Origin of the sequence: Sediminispirochaeta smaragdinae DSM 11293, from assembly GCF_000143985.1 — a bacterium.
GTDB classification, from domain to species: Bacteria; Spirochaetota; Spirochaetia; order DSM-16054; family Sediminispirochaetaceae; genus Sediminispirochaeta; species Sediminispirochaeta smaragdinae.
This window is the reverse complement of sequence record NC_014364.1, coordinates 2,843,882-2,861,138: the sequence shown is the minus strand read 5'-3', so window position 1 is coordinate 2,861,138 and position 17,257 is coordinate 2,843,882. Positions and strand designations below refer to the sequence as shown.

Below are 17,257 nucleotides of genomic sequence, written 5' to 3'. Positions count from 1 at the left end.
GAAAACAGATTTGGAAGGACGGTATTGTGGCACCGATTCTAGAGATCAAGGATCTTACCAAAAGGTTTTCCCGGGTATTGGCGAACGATAAGGTTTCTCTTCAGGTTGAAAAAGGCGAGGTTCGGGCTCTGCTCGGCGAAAATGGTGCCGGTAAATCAACCCTGATGAGTTGTCTGTATGGATTATACGGAATGGATTCGGGAGAAATCCTGGTCGATGGAAAACCGGTCTATATCGGCAACTGTGAAGATGCTATTCGCCTGGGAATTGGGATGGTTAATCAGCATTTTATGCTGATTCAGAAGTTGACGGTAACCGAGAATGTCATTCTTGGTTTGAAAAGCGGAAAAGGCCCCTGGGTTGACTATCATGGGGCAGCGGAAAAGATACAAGAGCTTTCCGATCGATATAATTTTTGTATCAATCCAAACGCCGTTATAGGGGATCTCTCCGTTGGACTTCAACAGCGTGTCGAAATACTAAAAGTACTTTACAGACATTCAAACATCATGATTTTTGATGAACCTACTGCGGTACTGACCCCAAATGAGGTTCTTGAATTCTTTGAAATCATCAAGCTCTTCAAGAAAGAAGGGAGAACTATTCTTTTCATCACTCACAAACTTGGGGAGGTGATGACAATTTGTGATTCGGTTACGGTTCTGAGGGATGGTAAGGTTGTTGGTAATGTTGCCGTGAAGGATACCAGCGAGTCAGAGCTTGCAAAGATGATGGTCGGCCGGGAAGTCTTTCTCAAGGAGGCGGAGCCGACAAAAAAGGTCGGAGATGTTGTCCTTAGGGTCCAGGACCTTCATGTGAAGGGAAGCATGGGCGTAGAGGCTGTTCGCGGCCTCTCTTTTGAAATACGTAGCGGCGAGGTCCTCGGTATTGCCGGTGTTGATGGGAATGGTCAACTCGAGCTTGGTAATGCCCTGACAGGACTTGCTCCCGTGACCTCCGGGAAAATCGAAATTCTTGATGAGGAGACGACGAACTGGTCCACTGCAAAGTTGCATGGTAAGAATGTTTCCCACATTCCTCCCGACCGTCAACGAACAGGTTTGATATTGAATTATCCCGTTCAGGATAATATGGTGGTAAAAGAGATTTCCAACCACAAATTCTCCCAATTCGGTTTTCTTAAAAGAAGAGTCATCAAAGAATATGCGAAACGCCTTATAGCATCCTATGATGTACGAGGATGTGTTCCTGAAACCTATGCAAAGCAGCTCTCCGGCGGTAACCAGCAGAAGGTCATTCTCGCACGGGAATTCGAGCAAAAACCGAAGCTCATCATTGCGGTCCAGCCGACCCGCGGACTTGATATTTCGGCAATAGAGTTTGTTCGGGCGGAACTTGTCAAGCAGCGAGATGCAGGTGCCGCTATACTGCTCATCTCTACCGAGCTCGATGAAATCCTTTCGCTTTCCGATCGGATTGAGGTTATCTACGAGGGGCAGTTTACCGGCTCACTTGTCGGTCATCATGTCGATCCCATGGAGATTGGTCTGCAGATGGCTGGTAGGAAGGTTCCAGGCAGCTGCGATGAGACGGAGCGTGTACAGCTATGAAAGAAAAATTACGAGAACTATTACAGTGGAGTAGGCTCCGAACCGTTGTCATTCCCGTGATCGGGGTCCTGATCGGAATGCTTGTCGGATCCTTGGTAATTGTGAACAAAGACCGAAGTCTTTTTACCGTTATGGGACAGCTTTTCTATGGGGCATTCGGCAACCTGAATAATTTTTCGCAAAGCCTTGTATTCGCCATTCCCCTCGGTTTCACCGGTCTTGCAATTGCTCTTAGCTACAGTGCAGGTATCTTCAATATAGGTGCCGAGGGACAGCTTCAGCTTGCCGCCCTTGCCACAGCCGTTGTCGCTACCAGCGGTTTTCTTGAATCATCCCCCCTCTTACTGCCGGTGGTTCTCATCTGTGGTATGATCATGGGGGCCCTCTGGGCACTTTTACCGGGTATCCTAAAGGCTTATAAAGGCTTTAATGAAATTGTTGTTACCATGCTGCTCAATTATGTGGCCATCTTGCTTGTCAGTTTTTTTCTCCAGGGGCCTTTAAAAGCGGAGGGTGCTTACTATCCCCAGACCGACGCCTTCCCTGATACCGCATTACTGCATAAGGTAATTCGAGGCTATACCCTGCACCAGGGAATTTGGGTTTTCATTCTCATGGTTGTCATTGTGTGGGTGATCCTCTACAAAACCACCTTTGGTTTTAAGATCAGGGCGGTAGGATTCAATCCGGAAGGGGCCCTTTATGCGGGAATCGACTACCGGAAGATTCTTGTACTTTCCATGCTTGTCTCCGGGGCTTTGGCCGGTCTTGCAGGATCGGTGGAGGTCCTCGGTGTTCATCGACGTCTTATGGAAGGCTTTTCGCCTGGTTACGGTTATGATGCCATCGCCGTTGCTTTGCTGGCCAATCTCAATCCTGTGGGTATCATCTTTTCTTCCTTCTTTTTCGGTGCTCTTCGCAACGCCGCGAGTGGGCTGCAAATCGATTTCGGGATTCCCGTCTCATTTATCTATATCATCCAGGCTTTGGCAATTATTTTTGTCATTGCGGCCCAGGGAATGCCGCGTTTCTTTCGCAGGCTGAAAAGGAGACTTCAGAATGTTTAGCGAACTCATACACATGATCTTTTCGCAGGATTTTTTGGCTTCCTGTATTCGCCTTGCAACGCCCCTTTTGCTTGCTGCCATGGGCGGTATCTTTTCCGAGCGTAGCGGGGTGCTTTTTCTCGGACTTGAGGGCTTTATGTTGATGGGCGCCTTTTTTGGGTTTCTCGGCAGCTACTACCTTGGGGCGGTGCAGGGAATTATATTAGCGGTACTGTTTAATATGATCATTGCTCTGGTCTATGCGTTCTGTACCGTTACGCTTGCAGTTGATCAGGTAGTGGTGAGTGTTTCCGTCAATATCCTTGGCCTTGGCATCACCGGAGCCTTTTCCCGTGTTCTTTTCGGAGCCCATACACAACAGCTTATGGGGCAGCGTCTTATGGCGGTTGCCATTCCGGGACTCTCATCCATCCCCATCATTGGTGTTCTCTTTCGGCAAAATCCTTTTACCTACATTGCCTATATTTTGGTTCCCGTCGTCTATATCATCTTTTTTAAGACAAACTGGGGCTTGAAGATTCGTGCGGTGGGGGAAAATCCAAAAGCAGCCGAAACCATGGGGATAAAGGTCCATAAAATACGTTACATTTCGATTCTTTGGGCTTCGGCTTTCGCTGCCATCGGGGGGGCAAGCCAGACCATAGGTGACCTGGGGCTTTTTGTCGACAACATGATTGCAGGAAAAGGCTATATTGGTTTTGCGGCGATTATTCTCGGCCGTTTCCATCCTTTATACACAGCCCTGACGGTCTTCTTTTTCGGTATTGTCGATGCCTTTCAACTTAATCTTCAAGCCATGGGAAGTTCCATTCCCTATCAGTTCCCTCTTATGATGCCGTATCTTCTTACCTTGATTGCTTTTTTGATTGCCGGCTCCGGAGTGGCTCCGAAGGCGTGGGGAGATCCATATATTCTCGAAGAATAGAAGATCGGATCTTGTACCTTTGAAACCGGTTGGCTATGCTACAACCGGTTTCTTTTTGTGTATATGATGGAGGAACGTATGAATTCAATTCTTAGTGATTCCGTTGAATTGGCAAAGCAGATGGTTTCGATTCCGAGTGTAAGCGGATCAGAATCGAGACTTGCTGCTTTTCTGCAAAATCAGCTTGCCACTTGTCGAGGCTGCGACTGTTCTATAGATGGCTGGGGTAGCCTCATAGCTCTGTTTCCTGGAAAAAATAAACGACTTTTGCTTTTCGACGGGCATATCGATACGGTCGATGCCGACGCTTCGCTCTGGAGCAGCGATCCTTTCACTGCCTCCGTACGCGACGGAAAACTTTACGGCCGGGGCTCCTCAGACATGAAAGGGGCTTTGGCCGCCATGATCGCCGCAGCAGCTTTACTTGTCGATGAGAAGGGGGAACTCCCTGGTTCCGGTATAGTCGTCTGCGGTACCGCAGGAGAAGAGCTTTTTGAAGGTTTTACCCTCGGAAAGGTGGTCACTGCACTGCATTCTGCCGGATATTCGGTTGAAGGGGTTATTATCGGCGAAGCAAGTAAAAGACGATTGATGTATGGACAGCGGGGTCGTGTTGAAATCGAATTGACGACCATCGGTACGTCGGCTCATTCTTCTTCGCCTGAAGCGGGAGTGAACGCCGTTGATGCAATGGTCGGCTTGCTTAGCTCGCTGAATGAGATGGAGGTTCCTGTCGATCCCGTTTTGGGGCCGGGTATCGGGGTTGTAACCGATATACTCTCTTCTCCATATCCCGGAGCATCGGTCCTTCCTGCTCGATGTCGTGTAACCATTGATCGTAGAACCCTTCCGGGAGAGACCGGTAGCTCTGTTCTTTCCAGATATCGGGAGCATATTGCGGCATTTGAGAGAAAAGAGCCGAAGTACAGGGCGGAGGTCCAGATTGCAAAGGGATCATATCTGGGTTCCGATGGTAAAAAGGAAGAGATTGAAAAGGCACCCCCTGCGTGGTTGCTTTCAGAGGATGACCCCTTTCGCCGAACTATTTCGGCGGTTCTTTCGAAGGCGGGAGTTCTTGAGGGGGAGGGCACCTATCGCTTCTGTACAAACGGCAGTTGGAGCTGCGGAATAGCGGGCATTCCCACCCTCGGCTTTGGACCTGGCAGAGAGGAGTGCGCCCATATTAATGATGAGTATCTTGAGATTGAAGAGCTCCGTAAGGCCGTGAAGGGATATGATGCTATTATGCGATGGTGGAGCGGCGCATCTTGACAGAAACGACGGGTCGGAAGAAAATAGTTGCCACCTTTTCCCCGAAAAAATGAAAGAGGGCTTTTATGAAGACGAGTGAGCTTTTGGAAGCGGCGCTTGCCGCAAGGGAGAACGCCTATGCACCCTATTCTGGTTTTAAGGTCGGTGCAGCCCTGGTAAGTAGTGCTTCCAAAACGGTGTACAGTGGATGCAACGTGGAAAATGCAAGCTACGGCGCCACCATATGTGCCGAACGCGGTGCAGTGATGAAAGCAATATCGGAGGAGGGGGGCCTTTCCGTCAAGGCCCTACTGGTGGTCAGTGATGCCGCACAAGCCGCTGTACCTTGTGCCGTTTGCCTTCAGGTGCTTTCCGAATTTTGCTCGACAGAGACTCCCGTGTATGTTGCAAACCTTTCCGGGATTGTACACACCTACACCTTCGGCGAATTACTTCCTGTTCCATTTAACAGCATACCGGAATAGCCAAACGACAATGGCTTCGCTATTTGATTTCCTGCTGAAACTCTTTGCCAGAATTTTCTGGGGCAGCGAGGAGGAGTGGTATAAGCATAAGCAGCGAAAAGCCATTATAAAAAGCCTTAGAGAACGCCATCCTGATTGGCTTGATTCCTCAGGAAAGCGTCTTGGGGAAGGATTCGCTTCAGCCATGCTGAAGCTGGCTCGAAGTGTCCACAGCTTTGCCGGGGAATTCTCCCGCCTTTCTGCCTTTGGCCGGGATGAGCAGGCGACGGAGAAGATAGCCGGAGCTTTGTTTCGTTCCTGGATGGATGATGAGGCGGTTGCGCTGTTGGAATCTCTCTCATACGAAAAAATGAAAGCTGAGGTGTCCTCCTCTTTAGATCCCTTTGCCGTCCTTGAAAGGCTTGATCTACGTTTTGAGTCGTTGTTTACGCTCCTCTCCGGTGATCATTTTTCCGGTTTTTCGGATGGCTTTTTCCATCTTTTGCTTTTTGCCGAGTTACTCCGCTATGATTTCCAGGGTCTATTGGTACAATTCGATCCGTCATTTAGTATACTCAATCCCCGCTATGTTTCGGCATTTTCACCGATCGCCTTGGCACAGGTTGAGGAAGAGCTTCTTGACTTCTATTATATCTGGGAGGAATTCGAGGTATCGATTTCCTTTGAAAGGGATATATCGATTCTCAGTGGAGATGAGGCCTCGGATACCCTGGAACAGCGGCTCTATCATCTGCGTGAGGCCAGGGAAAGGGGATTTTCGGCCGAGGAATTGCTCCTTCTCCTCCAGATCGCAAAAGAGGATGCTGCTTTTCAGCCCTCTACCTATCCGAAACCTGAGAATAGTCAGCTACACGAGATTCAACGTATCAAAGAAAAATTTCTACAGGACCGCTTTCGGTTGGAGAAGTCGGTAAAAGAGAAAAAGCTTCGACCGATTGCGGAGAAGCTCTTTCTCGGTATTCCCTACAGACCGTTGAAGGAATATGGGGTGGGTATTGATCGTCTTCTTCTTGCAGCCGGCTTTGTAGGCTTTCGTTATGTCCTGCCCCTTGAAACGGTGATGAACTTCTTGGAAGCCATCTACCGCCCTTCGATTTCCCGTGAGCTTGCAAAGCTCCTTGATGAGGGGTTTTTCCCCGATCCGACATTGGGCCAGCGTCTGGTGCGCATCATGAGCGATGCCGAAGGGCTTGAAACGAATTTGAAGGCCTTTTGTACCTTTGCAGGTGATGTACCTATCGGGGACCGTACGATCGGAGACAAAGAGGCTACATCACTTTTACAATCCGACGAAATTTCCGCCGAGGACCGCACCGCCCTTGAAGAGTATCAAAAAATTCTCGATAAAGAAGCTGCCGAGTTGGTTAAGCAGAGTGGAGCCCTTTTTGGTAAGCTCTATCGCTTTGTTATGCTACTGAATCGTGATGCAAAACAGCGACAGCCGGGGATCGTTACCAATATACGGGCCATCGAAGGGGTTGAAAAACGAAATATCCAGGAACGATTCCGGGATATCGAAGAAAGCCTCGATCTCTTGGTAGCAATTCTCAAACGCTATACCGTTGTCGTTTCGCCTTCCGAATACGAGGCTTTGTCTGTTTGATCGCTTCCAGCTCCGGCAATATTTCCGATAACGGAGGCGACCGCCGCTCCTGCATATGCCGCTGCCTCTAACGCCTCTTGAAGGGAGTGTTCTGCCGCAATGCTTCCGAGAAAGGCTCCCGCAAATGCATCACCTGTGTTCACCGGGTGAATTTCTTTTGCGGATAGGGGAGGAATGTAGCGCTCTTCAAGCTTTTCCTCTTCCCTTTGAAACATCCATGCCCCCTGTGCACCCATTTTCAGGAGGTAGCGGTGACCGCGTTTGCAAAATGTATCGATGGCTTTTCGTAGAGCCGAACCCGGCTGCCTGCCAGAACCGAAATCGACATCAAAAAAATGTTCGCTCTCCTCGATGTTGCCGAAGAGTATCAAACGGCTTTTCTTTTCAAGGGAAACTATATGATCGTGGAGTCTTTCGGCAATGAAGGGGGCGGAAAGATCGACGGCACAAAGGCTTGAGCCGACGGTGAGGGAGGCCGGAAGCCGTGAAAGCAGAAACCCCTCGAAAAAGGGAATATCCCGCCTGGAGATTGGGGGGACATGGTTTTGCCGAAAGGAGAGTGCCGCTGACGGGTTCGCAAAGGGACCTGTCTTGCCCTCCGTGAAGGATATGAATCTACCGGCGGGGAGTGCCTTGTGTCCCGATTCCCTTTCTGCGGCGACCGGATCAAAAAAGCGGAATTTCCCCATAGCGGCTCCCTTCCTGAAATATTCCCCGTCGCTTCCCGCTGATCCGATCAGCGTTACCTTCGAATGATAGATCGCCGCAGCCGCAGCTGCACTGTAAGCGCCGCCGGAGGGACCGCGAAAAAGCAAGGTTCCTTGCCGGTTTAAGGCTTCCTCGATCAGTTTTAGTTCCTCCATGGGAAGATGGCGGGATGCACCATCCGGGAGGGAAATTCCCGAGGGAAAAGCCCTTGCCACCACGTCGATCATGGGATTTCCGATGAAAATGAGCCTTGATCCCCGCCTTGTTAAGCCCATCACAAGGCAACCTCTTCAAGGGCGGGCACCGTAATCCGTATTTCTGTGCCGCTTCCCTCTTTGCTGACGATTTTGAATGTTCCGGAAAGAAGCCTGACCCGTTCTCTGATACCGGTAATACCGATTTGATAGGGGCCGCGTCCAGGTTTGTAGAGTATCGAGGATGGGGAAAAACCACTTCCGTTGTCTCTGATTCTTAAGATGATATCGGGACTGGCACCGAGGAGTGTTACCGAAACCTCACTGGCACCGGAATGTTTTTTTGTATTATTCAGGCTCTCCTGAACAATGCGATAGAGGTTGATGGCAATGGTAAAATCGTATTTAATCGCATCCATACCTGTTGCTGAAAACTGAACCGTTATACCGTATTGTCTGGAAAAATCGCTGCACAGTGCCCGTATTCCACCCACAAGACCGAGGTGATCAAGGTCGTGAGGTCGCAAATTAAGGCTGATATCTCTTGTTTGTTTAATCACCGCCTGCAGTCTATCACTGAGGGTCCTCATTCGGTCTGCAAGGAGGGGCGCTATCTCTTCCGCCTCTTCACCGATGGCTTCACTCTCCATCTTAAGGGAGGCCAGTTCCTGTATTACTTCATCATGTAGATCATAGGCGATTTTTTTCCGTTCACCTTCCAAAATCTGGATAAGTGATTGGGTGAGGGTTCGGATGTTGCGGTCTAGTAGCTGCTTTTCCCTTGAACTAAAGGCATTGCCCACGAGCAACAGCAGTATCAGTATGATGACAGCGGCCACAAAAAGGTATTGCAGACTAAATAGTGCCCGTTGTCGCTCGCTGTATGAGAGAATATAGGAACGAAAATTGGCAAGATTCTTTTCGAAAAAATTTACTTGCGGTGATGTCATGTATTTTACCAGGAGTTCTGGGACTCCCGTAGCATGTTCCGATATGATGACAACAATCTGTTGGCGAATAATAGACCATTGAAGCAGAATACTTGTCATCGTCAGGTTGAGGGAAGAATCTATGCGTCTCAGGGCCCGGTATTCCTTACGTTCAGTTGTTGTGCGGAGAAGCTGAGAATAGGATCCGATCTCCAGATCCTCAAGGGAGAGGGGGGTCCCCATGCTGTCGGCCATGAGTATACGATCTTTGATCTCTTTCCAGCCGCAGATCAATTCGCTGGCACCAATTTGATTCTGAACGATGACCGTCTGGGCCATGGTGCTGAGAATAAAAAACAAGGCCAACGCAATCACCGTAAGAAAGATGATTACCGAACCCTGAGGAAGTGTCGGGAGTTTCATTCGAAACGAACTACTTTTTTCCCATGGCATTCAACTTTTCTACTCTTCTCCTATGTCGTTCCTCTTGCGAAACCTGTGCATCGTCGAAGGCATCTATCATTGCCTCCACACTTTCAGGATAATCGATCCGACCACCGAAAGCGAGGAAATTGGCATTATTATGCTCCCTTGCCATTCGTGCCGCAAAGGTGTTCTGAGGAAGGGCACATCTGATGCCGTCGATCTTATTGGCGGAAATCGAGATGCCTATACCTGTACCGCAGGCGACGATACCGTAATCGTAGCCGCCTTGCAAAAAGGCATCACACGCTTTTTTCGCCATATCCGGGTAGTCGACGGAATCGGTGCTGAATACCCCCAGGTCGTCAACCTCATATCCCTTTTTTTCTATATGGGCAATGATTCGTTTCTTTAATTCAAAAGCGCCGTGATCTACGGCAATCACAATCTTTTTCATGCTGCCAGGCTCCCTTACGTAAAATCTATACGATATAGTATCCGGTTTTGACAGAAACGACAATCTCACATTTTAGGACTGGACGGAGCATAGTTTCCCTGCCAAAATAGCGCCGGAGGCTTTGGGGTGAAAGAGATTGTGATAACAGGGCATCGGAATCCCGATATGGATTCGGTCTGTTCCGCCTGGGCATATGCTCAGTTAAAAAATCAGATTGATCTGGAGCATAGCTATGTTGCGGTACGATGCGGCCATCTGAATAATCAGACGAAAGAGACCTTCAGGGAGCTTGAAACCGAGCCGCCAAGGCTTCTGAAAGATGTCCATCCTCGAGTCGCCGATATCCTCAGCCCCGTTTCCGTCTTTTTGAGGGCCGAGGAGCCGATCCTAAAGGCAATTAGGGCGCTTCATGATTATACCGTAAGTATTGTACCTATTTTCAAAAGCAAATGGGATAAGCATCTTGTCGGATTGGTAAGCGTTCAGGAGGTTTCCGATTATCTGATAAGCGAGCAGGTTGGGGAGCGCCCCCGCTACACCTTTCGGGTCTCGAATTTTGAAAAAGTACTACCCGGACGGCTGTACCGGAGAGGGAAGGTCGATGGGTTCCGGGCCCCCGTGATGGTTGGCGCTATGCCCTTTAAGGTGAGTGTCGACAGAATTGCCCGTCTGCTTCCCGATAAGCCGGTGCTCGTGGCTGGCGAGCGATCCAGTATCATCCGCTATGCGATAAAGAATGAGTTTCCGGCCATTATTCTCACAGGGGTCGAGGGGGATGCGGCTCCAAGTATAGACCTTTCCGATTATCAGGGAACAATATTCCTTTCGGCCACGGATACGGCGGAGACCGTTCGGCTCCTACGCTTGTCGGCACCGGTAAAGGATATTATGGGGAATGATTATCCCCATCTGACCGAAGAGACCCATTTCGATGATGCCAAGCAGATGCTTATCCAGTCGGAATATCGCGGACTGCCGGTTTTTTCCTCTACCGATCCCGATCATTTCCTGGGAGTTGTTACCAGACGCTGTTTTATCGACAGGCCGAAGCGGCAGCTTATTATGGTTGATCATAACGAAGCCTCCCAGAGTATTCGAGGTATCGAACATGCCGAGGTTATCGAGATTATCGACCATCACCGTCTTGCTCCTGAAAAGACCCGCAACCCCATCTATGTCTCTTCGAAACCTGTCGGCAGTACTTGTACCATCGTTTTTCAGCACTACCTTGCCTTCGACCGACCGATCTCCAAGCGTTGTGCGAAAATTTTACTTTCCGGAATCTTATCGGACACGGTTATCCTCAAAAGCCCAACCACGACGGAAGAAGACCGATCCGCAGTGTTTCGACTGGCGGAGATCGCCGAGCTCGATTATCGTCTTTTCGGAGAACAGATGTTCAGCCGAACCTCGGTCCTTTCGGAAAAGGATCCCGATCACGTGGTTACTTCCGACTTTAAGGTCTATCGGGAATACGGATATTCCATCGGTATCGGCCAGGTTGAGGTCGTGACATTGGAGGATCTTTCCGAGAACATCCCAGATTTAAGGGGCTCCCTCGATCGTGTAGCAGGGGATCAACGCCTCGATTGGGTGATGCTTCTTGTAACGAATGTGTTGAAGGAAAATAGCAAGCTGATCAGCCGTACCGCTTCCAGCCTTGATGAACGGCTCATCTACCCGAAGGAGGGGCAGGGGCTCTTTGACCTCCCCGGTATCCTTTCACGGAAGAAACAGCTTCTCCCCGAGGTATTGCGTGTGTTGGAAGAGGCCTCCGGAACAAGCTGATCGTCATGCGTATTGCGCTCATTCAGCCACCCTTGCGTGATTTTTACCGGACACCTCACCGTTTGAATGCCCTCGGACTGGAGCTTGTGGGGCAGATCCTGAGGGATGCAGGCTGCGAGGTATCCCTCTATAATTTCCCGCGTCATAAGCAGGTGCGCTCTCTTGTCCTGCCCAAGGCCCTTTCCCATCTTCGCCCTTTTCTGGTTCCCGGAGAACGGGGAGCCCTCTCCGGCTTCGGTTCATTTCGTCGTTTTGGTCCGGATTATGATGAGGCTGCGAGGCTGGTGGGGGAGGGCAGACCTGATCTGGTTTTTATCGGCCTCTTCGCCTGGGCTTACGGAGAAGATGCCCTCTCCATGGCATCCTCGTTTCGTAAGCTCTATCCTGCGTTGCGCCTCGGAATAGGGGGGGCCGGTGTTTCGGTCGACCCCTCCCGTTTTGAACGATGCGGTTTCTTCGATCTGATTTTTACCGGATTGGGGGAGCTCTCCCTCCGCCGTTGGCTTGCCGCCGGTGCCCCGCTCTCGGGGCGCTTCGACGCTCCTGCCGATGCGTGTGAAGGAGAAAAAGAGGCTCTCCCCGCCGTTTCTTACCATGAAAAGGGCGGCATCCTATCGATATCCGCCAGCCGAGGCTGTCCCATGCGTTGCCGTTTCTGCGCCAATCGCCTTGTCCACGGCCTTCGTTTTCGCACGGCATCGGTTTCCCGGATCATGGCCGTTGCGGAAAAAGCCGTAGTCGACAGGCATGTGCGGTTGATCGCCTTTGAGGATGATAACCTCTCAGCGGATCGCGGCTGGTTCCTCGAACTGCTTTCCGCTCTTCACCGCAGGTTCCCCGAGGCATGGTGTTCCGCAGAGAATGGTATCGATTACCGTTTCCTCGATCCCGATGATCTTCGGATCATTTTTAAGCTGGGATTTAGAAAATTCAATTTTTCCATTGCTTCGGTGGAGAGCGGGGAGCGAAAGCGGGAACGACGTAGCGGCAGCCTCGAGCACTATGCCCGGCTTGTTTCGGCGGCCTCCGGGCTTGGCGCGGAGATTGTCACCTATTTCATTGCCGGACTTCCCGGCGAGTCTTTCGACATAGCCGTCAAAAACCTCCTCTATCTGGAGGCCCTGCCAACGGTGATCGGTATAAGCCTTTTCTATCCCGTTCCCGGAATAGAGGGGTTTGACGCCAGTCAGATTGCCGATGCCCCCTTTCAGAAGGCCCTGGGAAGCGCTGCCTGGCCCTGGGGCGGTGGATATTCCACGGCCCAGCTGCTTACCGCCTTCAGGCTTTCCCGTCTTACCAACGCACTCATGCATCCTGAAAACGATCCATACACTTCGGCCCTGATTCGCGAGGTTGTTTTGCGGCGTCGGCTTTTGACCCTTCAGGGCAGGCACCATCAATTGACCGACCTACCGTGGCAGGACCGGTCGATGGTCCTATCCTTTCTGGAAAAAAGTTCCCGTGTGCATTCTTTTTCGCGTTGACGATTCATATATCATCGAGGTTTGCAATAACATCAAAATAATATACGCAGAATGAGATCTTGGTTATAATTCCCAAAGCCTCTTCCGAATATATTGGCACCTCCGACATGATCTGCCGATTCTTCTACCCCGATTCTGATTGTTATCGAGTGGTGGGCCTCCAATGATAAGTCCGCAAGGGTGATATCCGATATTTTGACCCCATCAATGAAGGAGCCTTCCGGGGTTACTCTCCAACTTTTACGGAGACCGTATTGTGATCCTTCAAGTTTCCACCATGCCGGAGTGTACTTCCCTCGTCGGTCTCCGTAATCCCCGGGAGAAGTCCATATGCCGATTTGTATACCGTTTATCGAAACACAAATATCGGAAAGCCATTCCTTATTTGTTCCCGGGACTTCAGATGATAGTTCGGCTATAAACTCAACGCCTGTGACCGGGCGTTCTTTGTAGAGGCTATTGTTTGGGAATTTATATTCGATATATCCTGTCTCGAACCAAATGAGGCCCGCCTTCATTCTTGCCGGATCCAAAAATGAAGAAGGAACATCAAGATAGCCGATAATATTTTCCGCTGAGCACAATCCGCAGGGTGCGGTAACGTTATAGCGTGTATAAAGTCCAATAGGCATCTCTACTTCAACGATATCATCCCGGGATTGCTGCGGCTCTTCATTTTTAAGTTTGACAACCATCTCACGATAAACAGGATGACAAATCTTTTGCATTCCTTTTTTACCTTTAATACTTTCTGTTCGTATCAGACCGGCTTTTTCCAATACCATTACGTTTGTTGCGATGGTAGATTGCGCCATGTCGAGGGCTTGGGCTATTTCATTTATATTGCGTGGTCGTTCTTGAACAAGCAAAAGGATTTCAACTCGTATTTCCGAAGCAAGCCCTTTTAAGATATCAAGATCTTGTCGTGGGTCGATAACCAGAATTTGGTCGTTATCCATCCTTTTATTGAATCATAAATAATGATATTAAACAAGATCCTTTGTTCGTATTCCTTTCGTTTTTTCTATATCTTATAGACACATATAAGGATATAAATCGTAAAAAATGAACTTTACGCCTAAAATAGACTATGTTACAATATTTTGTATCAATAGTTGAGTGTAATAGTGTGTGTATCCTATTTTTGTGAAAGTTGTATTTTTTAATATCATATAATATGATATATATCGTAAAGGAGGGTTTGTATGTTTTTTACGTTTGCTAAGCGTTTTTTCTTTCTTATGAGCTTGGCCCTGGTCCTTATTTTTTCGGTGGCGGCTGGCGGTCAGGGTGAGTCGGAGGGAGTGAAAGGAGTTACAGAACTTGAACTCTGGACATTTCAGGAGGTTCATATTGAATTCTATGAGCAGATGGCAAAGCTTTGGAATGAAGAACATCCTGATCGGCAAATAGAATTGGTGGCAACTGCATACCCCTATGATGAGATGCACAATCAATTACTGGTTTCGCTTCAATCGGGAGTCGGTGCCCCCGACATTGTCGACATCGAGATTTCGCGGTTCCCGAACTACCTCAAAGGGGTTCCTCAATTTGCGGTGATGAATGATAAAGTTGAGCCGATCATGGACGAATTGGTCAAAGGACGCTTCGAAATTTATGCCAAAGACGAAAAATACTACGGCCTTCCGTTCCATGTTGGAGCCTTGGTCATGTATTACAATATGGATATTCTTAATAAGGCTGGGGTGGACCCCGATACCATTGAAACCTGGGATGATTATGTCGAGGCTGGAAAAAAGGTAAAAGCGGCAACCGGTAAACCGATGACTACCATTGAAGTGACCGAACACTGGAGTTTTTGGCCCTTGATCTCACAAAGGGGTTCCGATTTTGTGGACGAAAATGGCAAGATCATTTTAGACAACGATATTAATATTGATACACTCCAATTCCTTTACGATATGATGCATACATATAACATTGCGATACCGACACCCGGCGGATTCTGCCATTCTGAAGAGTATTATGGTTTCATGAACAATGGCGGAGCTGCGAGTATTGCTATGCCCTTCTGGTATATGAACCGTTTCACAGACTATATGCCGGATCTTAAAGGTAAGATCCTCATCCGCCCCTGTCCAAGGTTCACTCCGACCGGTCACCGTTCGGCAGGCATGGGCGGTACCGGCACCGTAGTAACAAATCAGGCAGACGATATTGAGCTTGCAAAAGATTTCCTTGCCTTTGCGAAGCTGTCGAAAGAAGGCAATATCCTTTTATGGCAACTCTTGGGCTTTGATCCTCCCCGGTGGAGTGTCTGGGAAGATCCTGCGTTACATGAGAAGAATAAATTTACCGACTATTACATGAATGGGACAAAAATCTTCGATGAAGTTCTCAAGGTCAAGGATGAGATTTATCCCGTTCATATGGCACCTGCGGTTCCCGATATCATTAATATCATACAGTCGGAAGTAATGTATCAGGTGCTTGAAGACCAGAGCAAAACGCCTCGAGAGGCATTGGTTGATGCAGCCAATCAGGTCCGCGCTATGTACTAGTCACGATCGATATACCCCGACTGCGAGAAGTATATTGCTTCTCGCAGTCTTTCTTTGAGCTTTTTGAGAAGCTGTGAGAGGTAATTGTATGACTCTGTTCACCGATAGCAGAAAACGTGCTCCGTATATTTTTGTTTTTCCGTTTATTCTATCTTTCCTTATCTTTTTTTTATATCCGGTTATCAGTACGCTGGTTATGAGTTTTCAGGAAATCGTTCCGGGACAGGTCCGTTTCATAGGGGGGACGAATTATAAACGACTGTTGAATCCACAGTTTTTTACAGCGGTGAAAAACAGTCTTACCTACATGTTTTGGACTATTGTCGTTCTGATTCCTATCCCAATGATTCTTGCTGTCTTGTTGAACTCGATTCCCGGAAAAAAAAGTTATCTGTTGCGGGGGATGCTTTTCATCCCGGCTCTGATGTCGGTAGTTGTTGTTGGTACGATTTTCCGTTTGCTTTTTGCTTCCAGCGATATGGCTCTCGTGAATCGTTTCGTGAGGCTTTTCGGAGGGGAGCCTCAGGCGTGGCTTTTAGCTGGCTCGTGGAAATCCATGTTTCTTCTTGTATTGATAGCTACCTGGAGATGGACCGGAATCAATATTGTTTATTTCCTTTCTGGTTTGCAGCAAATACCTCAGGAGCTGTATGAGGCGGCTGAAATAGACGGAGCCGGTCCTGTTCAGAAATTCTTTCGGATAACAATCCCTCTCCTGAAACCGACAACCGTTTTTGTTACGGCCATCAGCATTTTCGGCGGGCTTGCCATGTTTGAGGAGAGTTACATTCTGTGGAGTGCCGGTTCTCCAGACAACTCGGGACTCACTATCGTCCGATATATTTATCGGCGGGGATTTGAAGCGGCGGATATGGGGTTTGGTTCTGCAGTCGGTATAGCGCTTCTGTTTTTGGTGCTTTTGATCAGTTTCACCTTTCTAAAAATAACCGGTTTTTTCAAACAGGAGCGGGTTTAGATGCGAATAATAGGAAGAAAATCGAAAGTTATCGGCTTTGGCACGGTAGGTATTCTAACGGTAACCGGGCTTGTATTTTTGTTTCCTGTTTATGCCCTTGTTCTTGCTGCCTTTCGTCCGGGGCAAGAATTAATGAGATTCGGGATTACGTTAAGCACTCTTATCCCCGAAGGCTTGTCCACTGAGAACATCCTGGGGCTTTTTACCGCCCGTAAGGGAGCCTACGGTTTTTGGTTGAGGAATAGTATTGTCATCATGGCGCTTCGAACCGGTTTGTCGGTCTTTTTTTCGGCCTTTGTAGGCTATGGGCTTGGTATGTATGAATTTAAAGGGAGAAGTTTTTTCCTTTCCCTCGTGCTCTTTCTGATGGTTGTGCCCATCCAGATCCTTATCTTGCCGCTATACCGTATGATCATTGGCCTTCGTTTGATTAATACGGTATGGGGAGTGATACTGCCGTTTGTTGTCTATCCCTTTGCTATATTCTTTTTCAGGCAATATGCCGTAACCTTGCCAAGAGCCTTTCTTGATGCCGGGCGAATAGACGGGGTGTCGGAGATAGGCATCTTTTTCCGAATCATGATGCCGTTGATGATACCGGCTTTTGGCGCTATGATCATTCTCGTTTCTCTCCAAAGTTGGAATGATTTTCTCTGGCCCCTGATCGTCATGAGGACCGAGAAAATGTTCACCATACCAATAGGGTTGAATTCACTTTTGACTCCCTACGGCAACAATTACGATATGCTTCTTTCCGGTGCTTTCGTTGCCACTGTACCGATCATCATTGTTTTTCTCTTATTTCAGCGGTTTTTTATTTCCGGGCTGAGTGCAGGATCAATCAAAGGATAATCAGATATAGGATTCAGATATA

At 48.7% G+C, this 17,257-nt stretch carries 15 protein-coding genes; 11 read left to right on the top strand and 4 right to left on the bottom strand.

The genetic code is table 11. The features are described from left to right. Positions 1 to 26: 26 nt before the first annotated feature. The 6 genes from SPIRS_RS13485 to SPIRS_RS13460 all read left to right on the top strand — a co-directional run bounded on the left by SPIRS_RS13485 (position 27) and on the right by SPIRS_RS13460 (position 6,902). On the top strand, positions 27 to 1,571 hold the full coding sequence (locus tag SPIRS_RS13485) for an ABC transporter ATP-binding protein (RefSeq protein WP_013255238.1): 1,545 nt from the start codon (positions 27 to 29) through the stop codon (positions 1,569 to 1,571). Then, positions 1,568 to 2,638, top strand: coding sequence for an ABC transporter permease (locus SPIRS_RS13480; RefSeq protein ID WP_013255237.1), 1,071 nt, complete (start codon positions 1,568 to 1,570; stop codon positions 2,636 to 2,638). The genes SPIRS_RS13485 and SPIRS_RS13480 overlap by 4 nt, the downstream gene beginning before the upstream one ends. Beyond that, a complete protein-coding gene (locus SPIRS_RS13475) occupies positions 2,631 to 3,563 on the top strand; it encodes an ABC transporter permease (protein WP_013255236.1) in 933 nt (310 codons plus the stop codon). Before SPIRS_RS13480 ends, SPIRS_RS13475 begins: the two co-directional genes overlap by 8 nt. A gap of 78 nt (positions 3,564 to 3,641) precedes the next feature. Continuing rightward, positions 3,642 to 4,835, top strand: coding sequence for a M20/M25/M40 family metallo-hydrolase (locus SPIRS_RS13470; protein ID WP_013255235.1), 1,194 nt, complete (start codon positions 3,642 to 3,644; stop codon positions 4,833 to 4,835). A 65-nt stretch (positions 4,836 to 4,900) separates the two neighbouring features. Continuing rightward, positions 4,901 to 5,299 (top strand): cytidine deaminase, encoded by a 399-nt coding sequence (cdd, locus tag SPIRS_RS13465; protein WP_013255234.1) that lies wholly within the window; start codon positions 4,901 to 4,903, stop codon positions 5,297 to 5,299. Positions 5,300 to 5,309: 10 nt separating this feature from the next. Further along, a complete protein-coding gene (locus tag SPIRS_RS13460; RefSeq protein WP_013255233.1) occupies positions 5,310 to 6,902 on the top strand; it encodes a hypothetical protein in 1,593 nt (530 codons plus the stop codon). On the opposite strand, the gene SPIRS_RS13455 is transcribed toward SPIRS_RS13460, so the two are convergent. From SPIRS_RS13455 to rpiB, 3 genes are read right to left on the bottom strand one after another with little or no spacing between them, the layout of a single operon-like run. After that, positions 6,854 to 7,885 (bottom strand): PfkB family carbohydrate kinase, encoded by a 1,032-nt coding sequence (locus SPIRS_RS13455; RefSeq protein WP_013255232.1) that lies wholly within the window; start codon positions 7,883 to 7,885, stop codon positions 6,854 to 6,856. The genes SPIRS_RS13460 and SPIRS_RS13455 overlap by 49 nt on opposite strands. Beyond that, entirely contained in the window at positions 7,885 to 9,156 is a 1,272-nt protein-coding gene (locus SPIRS_RS13450) for a sensor histidine kinase (RefSeq protein WP_013255231.1), read from the bottom strand. Before SPIRS_RS13450 ends, SPIRS_RS13455 begins: the two co-directional genes overlap by 1 nt. Before the next feature lie 10 nt (positions 9,157 to 9,166). Further along, positions 9,167 to 9,613 (bottom strand): ribose 5-phosphate isomerase B, encoded by a 447-nt coding sequence (rpiB, locus tag SPIRS_RS13445; protein ID WP_013255230.1) that lies wholly within the window; start codon positions 9,611 to 9,613, stop codon positions 9,167 to 9,169. 126 nt (positions 9,614 to 9,739) lie between these two features. Between rpiB and SPIRS_RS13440 the strand changes: the two genes are divergently transcribed. Both SPIRS_RS13440 and SPIRS_RS13435 read left to right on the top strand, forming a co-directional pair. Beyond that, entirely contained in the window at positions 9,740 to 11,401 is a 1,662-nt protein-coding gene (locus tag SPIRS_RS13440) for a putative manganese-dependent inorganic diphosphatase (RefSeq protein WP_013255229.1), read from the top strand. Positions 11,402 to 11,406: 5 nt separating this feature from the next. Next, positions 11,407 to 12,885: a B12-binding domain-containing radical SAM protein gene (locus SPIRS_RS13435; RefSeq protein ID WP_013255228.1), complete on the top strand. Its 1,479-nt coding sequence runs from the start codon at positions 11,407 to 11,409 to the stop codon at positions 12,883 to 12,885. A gap of 32 nt (positions 12,886 to 12,917) precedes the next feature. On the opposite strand, the gene SPIRS_RS13430 is transcribed toward SPIRS_RS13435, so the two are convergent. After that, complete coding sequence (locus SPIRS_RS13430; RefSeq protein ID WP_013255227.1) at positions 12,918 to 13,844, bottom strand: ArsR/SmtB family transcription factor; 927 nt, start codon at positions 13,842 to 13,844, stop codon at positions 12,918 to 12,920. Positions 13,845 to 14,090: 246 nt separating this feature from the next. Between SPIRS_RS13430 and SPIRS_RS13425 the strand changes: the two genes are divergently transcribed. The 3 genes from SPIRS_RS13425 to SPIRS_RS13415 all read left to right on the top strand — a co-directional run bounded on the left by SPIRS_RS13425 (position 14,091) and on the right by SPIRS_RS13415 (position 17,235). Further along, on the top strand, positions 14,091 to 15,407 hold the full coding sequence (locus SPIRS_RS13425) for an ABC transporter substrate-binding protein (RefSeq protein WP_013255226.1): 1,317 nt from the start codon (positions 14,091 to 14,093) through the stop codon (positions 15,405 to 15,407). A gap of 196 nt (positions 15,408 to 15,603) precedes the next feature. Continuing rightward, the gene (locus SPIRS_RS13420; protein WP_245537595.1) at positions 15,604 to 16,383 is read left to right on the top strand and encodes a carbohydrate ABC transporter permease; all 780 of its coding nucleotides are present in this window, start codon (positions 15,604 to 15,606) and stop codon (positions 16,381 to 16,383) included. After that, complete coding sequence (locus SPIRS_RS13415) at positions 16,384 to 17,235, top strand: carbohydrate ABC transporter permease (RefSeq protein ID WP_013255224.1); 852 nt, start codon at positions 16,384 to 16,386, stop codon at positions 17,233 to 17,235. Positions 17,236 to 17,257: the final 22 nt, after the last annotated feature.

What these genes read in the sequence shown, in the direction of transcription:
- SPIRS_RS13480 (WP_013255237.1), top strand. Translation starts at nt 1,568, where the DNA reads ATGAAAGAAAAATTACGAGAACTATTACAGTGGAGTAGGCTCCGAACC.
- SPIRS_RS13475 (WP_013255236.1), top strand. Translation starts at nt 2,631, where the DNA reads ATGTTTAGCGAACTCATACACATGATCTTTTCGCAGGATTTTTTGGCT.
- SPIRS_RS13470 (WP_013255235.1), top strand. Translation starts at nt 3,642, where the DNA reads ATGAATTCAATTCTTAGTGATTCCGTTGAATTGGCAAAGCAGATGGTT.
- cdd (WP_013255234.1), top strand. Translation starts at nt 4,901, where the DNA reads ATGAAGACGAGTGAGCTTTTGGAAGCGGCGCTTGCCGCAAGGGAGAAC.
- SPIRS_RS13460 (WP_013255233.1), top strand. Translation starts at nt 5,310, where the DNA reads ATGGCTTCGCTATTTGATTTCCTGCTGAAACTCTTTGCCAGAATTTTC.
- SPIRS_RS13455 (WP_013255232.1), bottom strand. Translation starts at nt 7,885, where the DNA reads ATGGGCTTAACAAGGCGGGGATCAAGGCTCATTTTCATCGGAAATCCC.
- SPIRS_RS13450 (WP_013255231.1), bottom strand. Translation starts at nt 9,156, where the DNA reads ATGAAACTCCCGACACTTCCTCAGGGTTCGGTAATCATCTTTCTTACG.
- rpiB (WP_013255230.1), bottom strand. Translation starts at nt 9,613, where the DNA reads ATGAAAAAGATTGTGATTGCCGTAGATCACGGCGCTTTTGAATTAAAG.
- SPIRS_RS13435 (WP_013255228.1), top strand. Translation starts at nt 11,407, where the DNA reads ATGCGTATTGCGCTCATTCAGCCACCCTTGCGTGATTTTTACCGGACA.
- SPIRS_RS13430 (WP_013255227.1), bottom strand. Translation starts at nt 13,844, where the DNA reads ATGGATAACGACCAAATTCTGGTTATCGACCCACGACAAGATCTTGAT.
- SPIRS_RS13425 (WP_013255226.1), top strand. Translation starts at nt 14,091, where the DNA reads ATGTTTTTTACGTTTGCTAAGCGTTTTTTCTTTCTTATGAGCTTGGCC.
- SPIRS_RS13420 (WP_245537595.1), top strand. Translation starts at nt 15,604, where the DNA reads ATGAGTTTTCAGGAAATCGTTCCGGGACAGGTCCGTTTCATAGGGGGG.
- SPIRS_RS13415 (WP_013255224.1), top strand. Translation starts at nt 16,384, where the DNA reads ATGCGAATAATAGGAAGAAAATCGAAAGTTATCGGCTTTGGCACGGTA.